Consider the following 14518-nt stretch of genomic DNA (forward strand, 5'->3'; position numbering starts at 1 on the left):
CTAACCCAACCCGCGCGAGTCCTGCTTGAGCGCCGTGTCCACAGTCAACGCCGTCGCCACCACAAGACTCAACAGCGGCTCCGGCAACTGATAGTGAATCTGCAGCACATAGTTGTCGGCAGTGGTGAACATGGTCTTGGCGAGACCTTCCCAAGTCTTCGTGATCCGGGCGACCTCGTTCTCCGCATGGTCGACGATCGCGAAGTTCCACGCCCGCCAGTTCTCCGCCTTGATCGCGCCGACCTTCTGGCCGTCCACGTTCATCGCGAAGTTGATCTTCCCGATCATGTTCTCCTGAACGATCTCGCCCACCGGCGAGCCGTCCGGACGGGAGACCAGCACCTTGGACTTGAAGACCTTGGCGGGCCGCGTCAGCACCAACTGCGGCTGACCGTAGGCGTCCCGGATCTCCAGCCGGTGGGTCATGAACTGGTCGAGACTGGAGACGAAGCGCGCCACCTTCTTCAGCGTGCTCTGCCCGACCTCCGTCACCGAGCCGATCTGGTTGCCGTTCTGATCCATGACCTTGTACTCGTTGGTCACCTCGATCAGCTTGGCCTTCTGGTTGACCACCAGGACCGGCTCGGTGAACAGGCTGCCGCCGCCGGGTCCGCCGGCGGCGACCCCGGCCTGCTGCTGCACCTGACGCTGCACACGCGGGTCAGGGGCGGCGGCCTGCGGCGGTACCTGCTGCTGCGGCACCTGCTGTTGAGGTGCCTGCTGCTGGTCCGGGCTGGTGTGCTGGGTCCACTGGGCGCCGTCCCAGTAGCGGAGCGTCTGGGGCGCTCCGTGCGGATCCGGGTACCAACCTGCAGGAGTGTTCGAATGCGTGGTCACCGGGGCACACTACCCCGGCCCCACCGGCTCCTGGCCAGTACCCGCGAACCGCTGTTCAGCAGCCTTTGCCCGGCAGTTCACCCGGTGATGATCGCCGGATCGCTCACCCCCGGCCGCCCGTTCTCCACATGTCCGGCGAACCGCCGCAGGAACATGGCGTCGGCCTCGGACGTGACGGTGAGGTCGTACCAGCGCCGGCTCTCGGCGAGGTCGACGGTGTGCTTCACCGTGGCTCCGGGCCGCACCGTGAAGGTCCGGGGCTTGTGGCCGTATCCACCCGTCAGCTTCAGACGGACCGTGCCGGAGCCCTTGTTGGTGAAGGTCAGCTCGATGTCGTCGCCGCTGTGGCGGGCCGTGACCTCGGGCCCCGCCACCTTGTTCGGTCCCTTGAAGACGCGCAGGAAACCGTTCGGGCCGTGCACGGACAGGTCGTACGAGCCGTTGGAGTACGCCGAGTTCCAGGCGTCCGAGACGGTCTTGCCGGCCTCGGTGGTGTAGCTCCAGGGTCCGTCGGTGCGGTTGCCGGAGGTCACCAGGAAGGCGGCGCCCGCCTTGGCGCCCGAGGCGAAGGTCAGCGTGAACTTCCCGGAGGCCGTGTCCACCGACCCGTCCACGTGCGGGGCGTACTTGAGGGGACGCGCCGGGCGCAGGCCGCGCTCCTGCTTGGGCAGGACCGGGTTCGCGGGCGGGGTCGGCACATAGTCGGGGTGGCGGTTGTGGTCCGGCGGCCGGTAGCCGTCCGTGCCCGGCAGCGCGACCGGCTTGGTGTCGGTGCGGGAGAAGTCGAACGCGGAGGTCAGGTCGCCGCAGATCGCCCGCCGCCAGGGCGAGACGTTCGGCTCGTGCACTCCGAAGCGACGCTCCATGAACCGGATGATCGAGGTGTGGTCCATCGTCTCGGAGCAGACGTAACCGCCCTTGCTCCAGGGCGAGACGACGATCATCGGCACCCGCTGGCCGAGCCCGTAGGGGCCGGCGGGGTGGCTGCTGCTGCCCTTGAACAGGTCCGGGCCGACGTCGACCGTCGACTTGCCCTGCGCCGCGGAACTCGGGGCGAACGGCGGGACGAAGTGGTCGAAGAAACCGTCGTTCTCGTCGTACGTGATGAACAGGGCCGTCTTCGCCCACACCTTCGGGTCGGAGGTGAGAGCGTCGAGGACCTGGGCGACGTACCAGGCGCCGTAGTTCGCGGGCCAGTTCGGGTGCTCGGTGAAGGCCTCGGGGGCGACGATCCAGGAGATCTGCGGCAGCTTGCCGCCCTTCACGTCGGCCTTCAGCTGGTCGAAGAAGCCCTCGCCCTTGCGGGCGTCGGTGCCGGTGCGGGCCTTGTCGTAGAGCGGGCTGCCGGGCTGGGCGTTCTGGTACTGCTTGAAGTAGAGCAGGGAGTTGTCGCCGTAGTTGCCGCGGTAGGCGTCCTGGATCCAGCCCCAGCCGCCGTTGGCGTCGAGGCCGTCGCCGACGTCCTGGTAGATCTTCCAGGAGACGCCCGCCTTCTCCAGGCGCTCGGGGTAGGTGGTCCAGCTGTAGCCGGCCTCGTCGTTGCCGAGGACCGGGCCGCCGCCCTGGCCGTCGTTGCCCGTGTAACCGGTCCACATGTAGTAGCGGTTCGGGTCGGTCGAGCCGATGAACGAGCAGTGGTACGCGTCGCAGATGGTGAAGGAGTCGGCGAGCGCGTAGTGGAAGGGGATGTCCTTGCGGGTCAGGTACGCCATTGTCGTGGAGCCCTTGGAGGGGACCCACTTGTCGTACTTGCCCCCGTTGAAGGTGGCATGTCCGTCGTTCCAGCCGTGCGGGAGGTCCTGGATGAAGGCCAGGCCCAGGTCGTCGGCGTCCGGGTGGAAGGGCAGGATGTCCTTGCCGCTCGCGTCCGCCTGGTACCAGACCGGCTTCCCGTCCTGCCGGGTCACCACCGGACGCGGGTCGCCGTAGCCGCGGACGCCTCTGAGCGTGCCGAAGTAGTGGTCGAAGGAACGGTTCTCCTGCATCAGGACGACGATGTGCTCGACATCCTCGATGGATCCCGTGCGGTGGTTCGCGGGCAGCGCGGCGGCGCGCTGGATGCTGTTGGACAGGGCTGTGAAGGCGGTGGTCGCGCCCGCGAGTTGCAGGAATCGGCGCCGATTGACTTCGGGCATGGGTTGGGTGCCTCTCATCCTGGTGCGGATGGCCGGAACATGACGGATTGCGCGCGGTGCGAGTGTTCCAAGAGCACCAAACGTCAGGGAAGGGTCCGGTGGCACCCATGTGAAAGTCGTCGGTACGGGAGGTGTGCCGCGGCGGTTGTGCCGTCCGCGAAACGGGGCCAGGCCGCGAACTCGCCGAGCAGCAGGGCCGGGACGCGGCCCGTGTGCTCAGTGCAGCGCATCCGACAGTCGTACGAAGGTATGGCCGGAGGCCTGCAGTCGGGGTACTGCGGCGGTGATGCCCGCGGCCGTACCGCCCTCAGGGTGGTTCATGTGGCAGATGACGACGGAGCCTGCGGGCGCTGACCCCACCGTCGTGCGGACCTGCTCGGGGCTGAAGGTGGCTCCTCCGTCGCCGTTGACCGAGAAGCCGGCGAACCGCTCGCCCATGGCGGTGACGATCCTGGCCGCGACGTCGTCGCAGTACGCCGTTCCGGAGCGGAAGAAACGCGGCGGGCTGCCCAGCAGACGGGTGAGCTTCGCCCGGTTGCCGGCGATCTCCTCGTAGACCTCGGCGGCGTCGCGGGTGCCGGGGATGCCGTAGGCGGAGCGGCCGGTCACGGAGAGGGGGAGGTGGCGGGTGCCGTGGTTGGCGATCTCGAAGAGCGGCTCGGCGGCCAGTCGGCGGAAGACGGCCGGGTTGGCGTCGATCCAGCGGGAGTTGATGAACAGAGTCGCCGGTATCTCTCGCCTGCGCAGGAAGTCGATCAGGACACGGTCGTAGCCGCTGCCGCCCCGGCCGCCGCAAGCGTCGAAGGTCAGCGCTATGCCCCGATGACCGGAGGGGAGCCGGTGCACGACACCGGGCCCGTCGAAGCCCCAGGTGTGCGGCACGGCGTGACCGTAGCGGGCGACGATCTCGGCGCGTGTCGCGGTGGGCAGGCGGGCCGGTCTGGCTCTGACCGAGGGCGAAGGGACAGCGGAGGAGGGCGGGGCGGAGGAAGGGACAGAGGCGGCCGTTTGCGCCTTTGATGCCTCCTTCGGTGCCGAACAGCCGGCCAGAGCTCCCCCGGCCAAGGCCGCCAGCACCATACGTCGACTCGTACTCATCCACTCCCACCCGTCCGGACGCACGGCGGCAATGCTAGGCAGCGCACACTCGCCGCCCCCCGCACACCGGACAAGCCTTGCTCAAGAATCCTTTGCTGATGATTTGCGCCGCCCCACTGAACCGGGGGCGGCTCCGGAGAGCAAGTCCATGGAGGTTCAGGTGCAGTCGGCGGCTCCACGAACAGGGCTTGGGGCCCGCCTCGGCCGCGAGGTGATCCTGCCGTACGCCGTGGACGGCCGGATGCACCCCGGCCATCTGGTGATCGGCCCTGTGGCGCGGGGCAGCTGGGCGGCCGTCCACCGGCGGCGTACTCGGCACCCGGCCTCCCGCGCGCTGCGCACCTACGGGCCGCTGTACCACTGGCCGCCGAGGTGGAGCGGCGCTGTGACACTGGAGCGGATTCGGACGGCGCGCCCGGAGCGGTTCGCAACAGCGCTGCTCCGCCTCGCCGACCGCTGCCCGGTCGGCCGCGCCCACTGCTCGGTCGACTCCCGCCCGTTCAGCCCGCGCCCCACCGACCCGCCCCTGTGCTGGAGCAGCTGCCGGCGGCGCTCTGCGGACGTCCCGGACTACGGTTCGTCGGAGTTTGCGGCAGCGAACCGTTTGTGGAGCGACGGGCGTTGACACTGGCGGCCCGGCACGGGACCGGCCCGCTGACGGGCGGGCGTCGGTGGTGCGTTTCAGGCCGCGTGGCCGGGCACGGACGGCCGGCGGGCCGTCACCACCACCGATTCCTCCTCGGCGAACCAGGAGTGCTCGACTCCGCGCCCCCACACCACATGGTCACCCTGCCGTGCCAGGAGGACGCTGCGGCCGGGGAGTTCAGTTCGACGCGGAAGCGGCCGCTGACGTCGAGTGCCGCGTCCAAGAGAGATTCCGGTGAGGACCGGGATGCGTATGCCCGGCCGCCGCCCTGCGCGATGCTGGACCGCCCGGACGACTCTGACCAGCCCTTTCACGGAACGTCTTCCGTCTGGCGGAAGCCGTCTTGCGCGCCCGTCGCACCCGTCAGGACGCTGAGTCCAACCACGGCACGCGGGGCGACGGTGCCCCGCCGACAGGGACGGGACCCCCATGCCTCACATGACCGCCTTCGCCAGGAACCAGTGGTACGTCGCCGCCTACAGCCATGAGGTCGGGCGCGAGGAACTGCTCGGCCGGACCATCCTCGGTGAACCGCTCGTGTTCTACCGGACGGAGGAGGACGGGACGCCGGTCGCGCTCGCCGACCGCTGTGTGCACCGCCGCTTCCCGCTGCACGAGAAGCCCAGCCGGCTGGACGGCGACAAGCTGGTGTGCGGCTACCACGGGTTCACGTACGACACGACGGGTACCTGCGTGTACGTGCCGGGCCAGAAGCGCGTCCCGCGCACCGCCCGGGTGGCCTCCTACCCGGTGGTCGAGCTGGACTCCCTGGTGTGGGTGTGGATCGGCGACCCGGCCCTCGCCGATGCGCAGACCATCCCCCGGGCCCGGCACCTCGACGCGCCCGGCTGGGTCACCGTCCGCGGCATGGAGCCCATCGACGCCGACTACGGGCTGCTGGTCGACAACCTCCTGGACCTCTCCCACGAGACGTATCTGCACGGCGGTTACATCGGCACCCCCGAGGTCGCCGAGACGCCGATCACCACCGAGGTCGACGAGGGCGCGGGCATCGTACGGGTGAGCCGGCACATGGACGACGCCGAGTGCCCGCCGTTCTACGCCAACTCCACCGGCATCCAGGGCCGGATCACCCGCTGGCAGGACATCGAGTACCACGCTCCGTGTCTGTATCTGCTGCACAGCCGGATCGCGCCGGTGGGCGTGCTGCCGGAGGCCGACGGCAGCGACCCGAACGGCTTCCACACCGAGATCACGTACGCCATCACGCCGTCGACGGACGGCAAGGTCTACGACTTCTGGGCCGTCTCGCGCGACTGGGCGACGGAGGACGCCGAGGTCACCGAGTTCATGCGGAGCAACAACCACACCGTGGTGATGCAGGACGTGGACGCGCTCAACCTGCTGCACAAGACGCTCGGCACGGAGCGGACCGGGTACCAGGAGCTCAGCATCAACATCGACACCGGCGGTCTCGCCGCCCGCCGTATCCTCGCCCGCCTCGTCGAGGAGGGCGACAAGCCTGTGGAGAAGGTCCTGTGAGCAGCTCCACGGGCGAGATCTACCGCATCGACTGGCTGCCGGGCACCGACATCCTGCACGGCACCTGTCACTGCGGCGCCGAGCACAGCGCCCAGGACCCGGTCGAGATGTGGGAGTGGATGCTCGGCCACCCCGAAGGACACGAGCCCGCCGCGCCACGAGGAAACAGCTCATGACCGGGTACGAAGCCGAACTCGTCGTCGAGCGCCGGGAGTTCGCGGCCGACGGGGTGCTCGCCCTGACCTTGCGCCACCCGCTCGGCGAGGACCTGCCGGCCTGGGAGCCGGGCGCGCATGTCGACGTCGTGCTCGGGCCGGAGCTGGAGCGGCAGTACTCGCTGTGCGGGGATCCCGCGGACCGTTCGGTGTGGCGGATCGCCGTGCTGCGGGAGCCGGACGGGCGCGGCGGTTCCGCCCATGTGCACGAGCAGGTGGGGCAGGGCGACAAGGTGCGGGTGCGCGGGCCGCGCAATCACTTCCGGCTGGAGAGCGCGCCGCGTTACCGGTTCGTCGCGGGCGGCATCGGCATCACGCCGATCCTCCCGATGGTGGCCGCCGCGGAGGCCGCGGGCGCCGAGTGGTCGCTGCTGTACGGCGGCCGCACCCGCAACTCCATTGCCTTCCTTGAGGAGTTGGAGCGGTACGGGGACCGGGTGAGCGTCTGCCCGCAGGACGAGACCGGGCTCCTCGACCTGGGTTCCGTACTGGACGACCTGCCTGAGGACGCCCTCGTGTACTGCTGTGGTCCCGGGCCGCTGCTGGACGCGGTCGAGGAGCGCTGCCCGGCCGAGCGGCTGCGGGTCGAGCGGTTCTCGCCGAAGGCCCAGGAGGATGGCGAGAACACCGAGTTCGAGGTCGAGCTGGCGCAGAGCGGTCGTACGGTGACGGTCGCGCCGGACGTCTCCGTGCTGGACGCCGTCCGAGCGGCCGGTGTGGAGGTGCTGTTCTCCTGCACCGAGGGCACCTGCGGAACCTGCGAGACCGACGTCCTCGACGGCACCCCGGACCACCGGGACTCGGTGCTCACCGCCGAGGAACAGCAGAGCGGGGAGACGATGATGATCTGTGTGTCCCGCTGCCGTGGGAAGAAGCTCGTGCTGGACCTGTGACCCCGGGGCCGGCCCTCTCCTGGTCGGCGATGGCGCCCCCTGACGCAGCACCTGTCAGGGGGCGCAGCCGCGGTCACGAAGTCAGATATGCCTCCACCTCGCTGAACTGGCCCGCGGGCCAGCCCGTGTTGGCGCTGACGGTCAGCCGCAGATGGCGAAGGCTGGTGCCGGCCGGCAGGTTGACGGTGGCCGTGTTGCCGGTCGCCGGGTCGAAGCGGTAGCCGGTGGAGCCGACGACGGTCGAGTAGGTCGAGCCGTCGGTGCTGCCCAGCACGGTGATGGTCTGGGTGCGGGCACCCCAGGCGGTCGACGGCGGCAGCTTCAGCACCAGCCGGCGCACGGCCTGCGGGGAGCCGAGGTCGACGGTCCAGGACTGCGGGAAGGCGTTGTTGGTCGACTCCCAGTAGCTGTTCGCGTCGCCGTCGACCGCCTTGCCCGGCGTGTAGACGTCCTGCGAGCCGGTGGCGGTGGCCGGGCGGCCCTTGGCGAGGTTGCGGTTCGGGTCGGGGTCCGGGTTGCCCTGGCCGGGCTGCGGCCAGGTCGAGCAGTCGGCCCAGGTGCTGCTCCAGCCGGAGTTGCCGCCGCCGTCGGTGAGGGTGAAGGTGCCGGAGCCGGACGGGTAGGGGCAGTTGTAGACGCCCGCCGCGCCGACCCCGGTGGCCTGGACGTTGCTGAACTTCGCCGAGCCCTGCGTCTCCGCCTGGACGACGACCGTGCCGGTGTTCTTCACGGTCGCACCGCTGACGGTGACGTTGCCGGCCGGATAGCCGTGCCCGCCGCCGGAGACGAACTCGAAGGCGCTGTACGGGCTGTCGGTGACGGTCGTGTCGGTGATGTTCACGGTGGCGTTGACGGCGCTGTCGTAGGAGTCGACGCGCAGTGCGCCCATCGGATGGTTCCAGTTGGGGTTCATCGCGCCGGTGCGCACGAGCGTGTTGCCGTCGACGGTGATGGTGCCCGCCAGCGGTGAGAACGGGTCGAGGAACTTCTGGTTGGAGATCGCGATACCGCTGCCGAGGGCGTTGGTGTCGGAGACCAGGTTGTTCCTCACCGCGATGTCGGTGCCGCCGTAGATCGCGATGCCGTTGGCGAGGTTCGGCTGCGAGATGGTGTTGTTCTCGAAGCTGGAGTCGGTGTCGGCGGAGTACAGCGACCACATGGCGAGGGAGTCGTCGCCCTGGTTGCGCAGGAAGTTGTTGCGGACGCGGACCCCGCGCGCGTTGCCGTTGAGGTTGAGGCCGTCGGCGGTGGTGTCGAGGATGCGGTTGTTCTCGACGACCAGGTTGTCGTTGTTGCCCATCAGCCAGAGGCCGACCTTCATGTGCTGGATCCACATGCCGGAGACCGAACTGTTCGGTCCCAGCGAGCCGTTGACGAAGTTGTCCGGGTTGGAGTCCACGCGCTCGGTCACCTCGCCGAACACCGCGAAGTCCTTGATGTGCACTCCGCCCGACGAACTCGACTGGTCGATGAAACGGGAGGTGTGCACGACGGAGTACCAGCTGCCTGCGCCCTGCAGGGTCACGTTCTGGACGCCGCTGAGCGAGGACGTCAGCCTGTAGTCGCCCGGCGGGATCCACACCACTCCCCCTTGCGCGGCGGAGATCGCGTCCCGGAAGGCCTGTGTGGAGTCGCCGTTGCCGCTGGGGTCGGCGCCCTTGGAGGTGACCGAGACCGAGCCGGCGGGCTGGCCGGCGGCAGCGGCGACCTGCTCGAAGTCGGCGACGTCGACGGTGACCTGGGTGCCGGTCGACTGGAAGGCGATCTTGTCGCCCGCCTGGACGTTCTGGCCGAGCAGCAGTCGGGCGTTGTCGAAGAAGTGGTGGGTCTTGGCGCCCGGGATCCAGCCGGTGTCGATGTACGAGTACTTGGAGGTGACCGCGAGCGTCCTGGCGATCTTCTGACCGTTGACGTACACGTCGAGCGTGCCGGACTGGCCGTCGGGGACGCTGTAGGAGACGTTCACGGCGTTGGCCGCGCGCGGCACGGTGAACTCGACGCGCTGGCCCGAGGTGAGACGTACGGCCTGGCGCCCGGAGGCCTCGGAGGCGAGGGTGCCCTGGGTGTAGTCGGGTCCGATCCTGGTGCCGGTGGTGGTCGCGGACTCGGCCTCGACGGAGGTGAAGGGCAGGGTGGCGCCGGAGGCCGCGTGTGCGGCGGGGGCCGTGGCGGTGAGCAGACCGGCGGAGAGGGCGACGACCATTGCTACTGGCATGCCCCTGACAGTTCTGTGCATGTGCTGATCCCTTCCGGTGTGGGGGTGCGGGGATGGCGGAGAGGGTGCGGTGCGGCTCAGGCGCGCAGCCAGACCGCGGTGTCCTTCGGCAGTCGTCCCTCGGCGTCCAAGGGACCGCTGGCGAGCAGGAGTTGGGGGCTGACGGGAAGGTCGAGAGGGGTGTCGGCGAGGTTCACCAGGCACCGGGCACCCGACCGGGTGAAGGCGAGGACGCCCTCGGGTGCGGGGTCCCAGGTGAGCGGCCCGTCCCCGAACACCGGACGCAGCCCGATGGCCGCGCGGTAGAGAGCCAGCATCGAGCCGGCGTCCGCGTCCTGGCGGTCGACGGCGTACGACGTCCAGCCGGCCGGCTGCGGCAGCCAGGGCTCCTCGCGGCTGCCGAAGCCCGCGTACGGCGCCCCGGCCGTCCAGGGCAGCGGCACCCGGCAGCCGTCCCGTCCCGGATCGGTGCCGTTCGACCGGAAGTGCATCGGATCCTGGATGCGGTCGAGGGGGATGTCGGCCTCGGGCAGGCCCAGCTCCTCGCCCTGGTAGACGTAGACCGCGCCGGGCAGGGCGAGTGACAGCAGGGCGGCCGCGCGGGCGCGGCGGGTGCCGAGGGCGAGGTCGGCCGGGGTGCCGAAGGCCTTGGTGGCGAAGTCGAAGCCGGTGTCGGTGCGGCCGTAGCGGGTGACCGTGCGGGTGACGTCGTGGTTGCACAGCACCCAGGTGGCGGGGGCGCCCAAGGGTGCGTGCTCGGCGAGGGTCTCGTCGATGGACGTCCGCAGCCTGCGCGCGTCCCAGGGGCAGGTCATGAAGGCGAAGTTGAAGGCCGTGTGGAGTTCGTCGGGGCGCAGATAGCGGGCGAAGCGTTCGGTGTCGGGGAGCCAGACCTCGCCGACGAAGATGCCGTCGTACTCGTCGGCGACGGCGCGCCAGGAGCGGTAGATGTCGTGGAGTTCGTCCCGGTCGACGTACGGGTGCGGGTCGCGGCCCTCGGTGAAGTCGGGCAGGGCGGGGTCCTTGGCGAGGAGTGCGGCGGAGTCGATGCGGACCCCGGCGACGCCCCGTTCGAACCAGAACCGCAGGATGTCCTCGTGCTCCTGGCGGACCGCCGGGTGCGCCCAGTTGAGGTCGGGCTGTTCGGGGGCGAAGAGGTGCAGGTACCAGTCGCCGTCGGGCAGCCTGGTCCAGGCGGGGCCGCCGAACTGGGACGTCCAGTCGTTGGGCGGCAGTTCGCCGTGGGCGCCGCGGCCGGGGCGGAAGTGGAACAGTTCGCGTTCGGGGCCGCCGAGGAGCGCGGCGCGGAACCAGGGGTGCTGGTCGGAGACGTGGTTCGGGACGATGTCGACGATCGTGCGGATGCCGAGTTCGCCGGCCTCGGCGATCAGCTTCTCCGCCTCCGCGAGAGTGCCGAAGGCCGGGTCGATCGCGCGGTAGTCGGCGACGTCGTAACCGCCGTCCTTCATCGGTGACAGATACCAGGGGCTGAACCACAGGGCGTCCACGCCGAGTTCGGCGAGGTAGGGCAGTCGGGCGCGGACGCCGGCGAGATCGCCGGTGCCGTCGCCGTCGCCGTCGGCGAAGCTGCGGACGTAGACCTGGTAGATGACGGCGGAGCGCCACCACTCCGTCGGGGCATGGCGGGGCTGTCCCACTGTGCTTGCCTTTCTGTCGGAGGGAGGGCGTCAGCCCTTGGTGCTGCCCGCACTGATGCCGGCGATGATGTGCCGCTGGAAGAGCAGGAACAGGGCGACCATCGGGATGCTGGCGATCACCATGGCGGCGATCAGCACGGTCAGTTGGATGTTCTGCGACAGCTGGACGAGTGCCACGCTGATCGGCTGTCTGCCGGTGTCGGAGAAGACCATCAGCGGCCAGAGGAAGTCCTGCCACACGGCGACCAGCGCGAAGATCGACACGACTCCCAGGACCGGCCGCGACATCGGCAGCACGATCGACCAGAGGGTGCGCAGCTTCCCGGCGCCGTCGATCTCGGCCGCCTCCAGGACGTCTCGCGGGAGCTGGTCGAAGAACCGTTTGAGCAGGTAGAGGTTGAAGGCGTTGGCGACGGCCGGAAGCCAGATGGCCAGGGGGTCGTTGAGCAGGCTGGTGTGGATCAGGGGAAGGTCGGCGACGGTCAGGTACTTCGGGACGACGAGGGCCTGGGCCGGGACCATCAGGGTGGCGAGGATGCCGCCGAGGATCAGCTTGCCGAAGGCGGGCCTGAGCCTGGACAGGGCGTAGGCGGCGGCCGTGCAGAGGACGAGCTGGAACAGCCAGGCGCCGGCCGCCTGGACCACCGTGTTCCACAGGTGCTGCGGCAGCTGCATGAGGTCCCAGGCGTCGGTGTAGCCGCCGAGGCGCCAGTGCTCGGGGACGAGCGTGGGCGGGGTCCGCGCCACCTCGTCCGGCGACTTCATCGCGCCGGTCACCATCCAGTAGACGGGGAACAGGAAGGCCAGCGCGAACAGGACGAGGACGACGGTGAACACCGTCCAGTACACGGTTCTCCCGCGCGGGCGGGCCAGCGTCGCCGGGGAGACGAGGGTGCGGGTGGCGCTCACGCGTCCTCCTCTCCGGAGCGGGTCAGGCGCAGGTACACGGCGGAGAAGGCGCCGAGCAGCACGAGGAGCATGACGCTGAGCGCGCAGGCGCCGCCGAAGTCGTTGTAGAGGAAGGCGTACTTGTAGATCAGGTAGAGGACGGTGACCGTGGCGTTCTCCGGGCCGCCGCCCGTGATCACGAACGGTTCGGTGAAGACCTGCATCGTCGCGATGATCTGCAGGAGCATCAGCATGAGGAGGACGAAACGCGTCTGGGGGACCGTCACGTGCCGGATGCGCTGGAGCAGGTTGGCCCCGTCCAGTTCGGCGGCCTCGTACAGCTCGCCCGGGATGGACTGGAGCGCGGCCAGGTAGATCAGGACGGTGCCGCCCATGTTGGCCCAGGTGGCCACGACGACAAGGGAGATGAGCGCGGTGTCGGTGCCGTTGGACCAGTTCGAGGTGGGCAGGTACAGAAAGCGCAGGGTCTCGTTGGCGAGGCCGGCTCCTGGGTCGTAGAACCACTTCCACAGCAGCGCGCTGACCACCGGCGGGATCATCACCGGCAGATACACCACGATCCTGAAGAAGGCCTTCCAGTGGCGCAGTTCGTTGAGGACGAGGGCCAGCACGAAGGGGATCGCGAAACCGAGCAGCAGGGCGAGCAGGGTGAAGGTGAGCGTGTTGCGCCAGGCTGCCGTGAACTCGGGGTCGTGCCAGACCCGCGTGAAGTTGGCGGTGCCGACCCACTCGGGCGGTGAGCCAGGCGTGTACTTCTGGAAGGCGATCACGACGGCTCGGATCGCCGGGTACCAGGAGAACAGGGCGAAGCAGACGAGGCCGCCGAGGAGGAAGGCGTAGGCGCGGGCCTGGTCGGCGAGGCGGCGCCGTCCCCGGCCCCCTACCGGGGACGGCGCCGGGACCGGATGGACAGCGGCCGTCCGGACGGGTTGCCGCTCGGCCGTCTTCGTCATCTCGTCAGCCCCGCGCCAGGATGCCGTCGATCTTGCCGGAGGCGTCCTTCAGCAGCTGGTCGATGTCGGCGTCCTTCTTGGTGAGGACGGCGGAGACGGCGGAGTCGAGGACGGAGTAGATCTGCTGGGCGTCCGGCGGCTCGATCTTCAGCTGGAGGCTGTGGTTGCCGTCGAGGAAGGCCTGGTAGTTCTCCACCGGGACATTGGCGTTGGCCTTCTTGGCCTGCTGGTCCTTGGTGTCGGCGGCGCCGGTGAACAGGCGCGGCTCGGGCAGTCCCACCGGGGCGTGCGCCTTCTTGGCGCGGGCGTAGTCGCCGAGGAAACCCTTGCCGGGGGTGAGGAACATGTGGTCGAGCCACTTCAGGCCGGCGCGGATCTGGGCGGGCGTGTCGTGCTTGTTGAACATGTAGCCGTCGCCGCCGATGAGCGTGCCCTTACCGCCGGGCATCGGGCCGAGCGCGAGGTCCTTGTAGTTGCCGCCCTTCTCCTTGACCAGGATCGGGATGTTGTCGGGCGCGGAGAGATACATGCCGAGCTTGCCCGAACCCATCATCTGCTGCACGTCGTTGATGACCAGGAGCTGCTTGCTGCCCATGGAGTTGTCGGCCCAGCGCATGTCGTGCAGGTTCTGCAGGACGGCATGCCCCTCGGGGGTGTCGATGGTGGCCTTCTTGCCGTCGGCGCTGACGACGTCGCCGCCCTGGGAGTACAGCTCGGCGGTGAAGTGCCAACCGCCCTGGTTCTGGGCGCTGTAGTCGGCGTATCCGACGGTCCCGTCGCCGAGGGCCGCGATCTTCTTGGCGTCGGCGCGGACCTCGTCCCAGGTGGCCGGGGGCTTGTCGGGGTCGAGTCCGGCCTTCTGGAAGAGCTTGCGGTTGTAGATCAGGCCCATCGAGTAGCCGGTGCGCGGGACGCCGTAGATCTTCCCGTCGACGGTGTAGATGTCGCGCAGCTGCTTCTGGAGGGTGCCGTAGCTCTTCAACTCCTTGATGTACGGCGTGAGATCGGCCGCCTGGTGGATGTCGACGACGTGCCTGGCGTCGGTGAAGTAGGTGTAGAAGACGTCCTCCATCTGCCCGCCGGCGAGCTTGGCGTCGAAGGTCTTCGGGTCCTGGCAGGGGAACGCGTCGTGCGCGACGACGTCGATGTCCGGGTGCTGCTTCTCGAAGGCGGCGACGTCCTGCTCGAAGAACCCGCGGTCGACCTTGGCGCTCTGGGGCGGTTCGCAGTTGACGGTGATACGGGTCTTCCCGCTCGCCGATCCGTCGTCGCCCGATCCGCAGGCGGAGGCGGCGAGTGCGAGAGAACAGACGCTGAGCGCGACGAACGTACGGCGGAACCCGGTGCTTCTCATCGGTGGACCCCTCGTGGCAGGAGCGGTGGGCGCCGCACACTCAAGCACCGCCGACATCAGTCCGCAAGATGTCGCGCAGAATCTGTAATTATTCGACAGCTG

At 69.3% G+C, this 14518-nt stretch carries 12 protein-coding genes and 1 pseudogene; 4 read left to right on the top strand and 9 right to left on the bottom strand.

Annotated features, from left to right (window positions below):
- The 3 genes from ACFY1E_RS22075 to ACFY1E_RS22085 form a co-directional block, all read right to left on the bottom strand.
- Window positions 1-837 carry a phospholipid scramblase-related protein gene (locus ACFY1E_RS22075; RefSeq protein WP_389078440.1) on the bottom strand — a complete coding sequence of 279 codons (837 nt, stop codon included), beginning with the start codon at window positions 835-837 and terminating at the stop codon, window positions 1-3.
- 77 nt (window positions 838-914) lie between these two features.
- Window positions 915-2972 carry a phosphocholine-specific phospholipase C gene (locus tag ACFY1E_RS22080; protein WP_389078442.1) on the bottom strand — a complete coding sequence of 686 codons (2058 nt, stop codon included), beginning with the start codon at window positions 2970-2972 and terminating at the stop codon, window positions 915-917.
- Window positions 2973-3188: 216 nt separating this feature from the next.
- Window positions 3189-3854, bottom strand: coding sequence for a polysaccharide deacetylase family protein (locus ACFY1E_RS22085; protein WP_389078444.1), 666 nt, complete (start codon window positions 3852-3854; stop codon window positions 3189-3191).
- A 364-nt stretch (window positions 3855-4218) separates the two neighbouring features.
- Here ACFY1E_RS22085 and ACFY1E_RS22090 point away from each other — a divergent pair, with 364 nt between their 5' ends.
- Complete coding sequence (locus tag ACFY1E_RS22090; RefSeq protein WP_389078446.1) at window positions 4219-4695, top strand: hypothetical protein; 477 nt, start codon at window positions 4219-4221, stop codon at window positions 4693-4695.
- 56 nt (window positions 4696-4751) lie between these two features.
- Here ACFY1E_RS22090 and ACFY1E_RS22095 read toward each other — a convergent pair.
- Window positions 4752-4921 (bottom strand): annotated as a pseudogene (locus tag ACFY1E_RS22095) (signal peptidase I); the annotation flags it as partial.
- Window positions 4922-5145: 224 nt separating this feature from the next.
- On the opposite strand from ACFY1E_RS22095, the gene ACFY1E_RS22100 reads away from it, so the two are divergent.
- From ACFY1E_RS22100 to ACFY1E_RS22110, 3 genes are read left to right on the top strand one after another with little or no spacing between them, the layout of a single operon-like run.
- Window positions 5146-6219 carry a Rieske 2Fe-2S domain-containing protein gene (locus ACFY1E_RS22100; RefSeq protein ID WP_389078449.1) on the top strand — a complete coding sequence of 358 codons (1074 nt, stop codon included), beginning with the start codon at window positions 5146-5148 and terminating at the stop codon, window positions 6217-6219.
- Window positions 6216-6395 carry a hypothetical protein gene (locus ACFY1E_RS22105; protein WP_351468503.1) on the top strand — a complete coding sequence of 60 codons (180 nt, stop codon included), beginning with the start codon at window positions 6216-6218 and terminating at the stop codon, window positions 6393-6395. Before ACFY1E_RS22100 ends, ACFY1E_RS22105 begins: the two co-directional genes overlap by 4 nt.
- On the top strand, window positions 6392-7327 hold the full coding sequence (locus tag ACFY1E_RS22110) for a PDR/VanB family oxidoreductase (protein ID WP_389078452.1): 936 nt from the start codon (window positions 6392-6394) through the stop codon (window positions 7325-7327). Before ACFY1E_RS22105 ends, ACFY1E_RS22110 begins: the two co-directional genes overlap by 4 nt.
- A gap of 73 nt (window positions 7328-7400) precedes the next feature.
- Here ACFY1E_RS22110 and ACFY1E_RS22115 read toward each other — a convergent pair whose 3' ends face one another.
- The 5 genes from ACFY1E_RS22115 to ACFY1E_RS22135 form a co-directional block, all read right to left on the bottom strand.
- A complete protein-coding gene (locus ACFY1E_RS22115) occupies window positions 7401-9542 on the bottom strand; it encodes a discoidin domain-containing protein (RefSeq protein ID WP_389078454.1) in 2142 nt (713 codons plus the stop codon).
- A gap of 77 nt (window positions 9543-9619) precedes the next feature.
- A complete protein-coding gene (locus ACFY1E_RS22120; protein ID WP_389078456.1) occupies window positions 9620-11200 on the bottom strand; it encodes an alpha-amylase family glycosyl hydrolase in 1581 nt (526 codons plus the stop codon).
- A 30-nt stretch (window positions 11201-11230) separates the two neighbouring features.
- The gene (locus tag ACFY1E_RS22125; protein WP_389078458.1) at window positions 11231-12109 is read right to left on the bottom strand and encodes a carbohydrate ABC transporter permease; all 879 of its coding nucleotides are present in this window, start codon (window positions 12107-12109) and stop codon (window positions 11231-11233) included.
- Window positions 12106-13062: a carbohydrate ABC transporter permease gene (locus ACFY1E_RS22130; protein ID WP_389078460.1), complete on the bottom strand. Its 957-nt coding sequence runs from the start codon at window positions 13060-13062 to the stop codon at window positions 12106-12108. The genes ACFY1E_RS22125 and ACFY1E_RS22130 overlap by 4 nt, the downstream gene beginning before the upstream one ends.
- A gap of 4 nt (window positions 13063-13066) precedes the next feature.
- Entirely contained in the window at window positions 13067-14416 is a 1350-nt protein-coding gene (locus ACFY1E_RS22135) for an ABC transporter substrate-binding protein (protein ID WP_389078462.1), read from the bottom strand.
- Window positions 14417-14518: the final 102 nt, after the last annotated feature.

Origin of the sequence: Streptomyces sp. NPDC001604, assembly GCF_042893475.1 — a bacterium.
Lineage (GTDB): Bacteria > Actinomycetota > Actinomycetes > Streptomycetales > Streptomycetaceae > Streptomyces.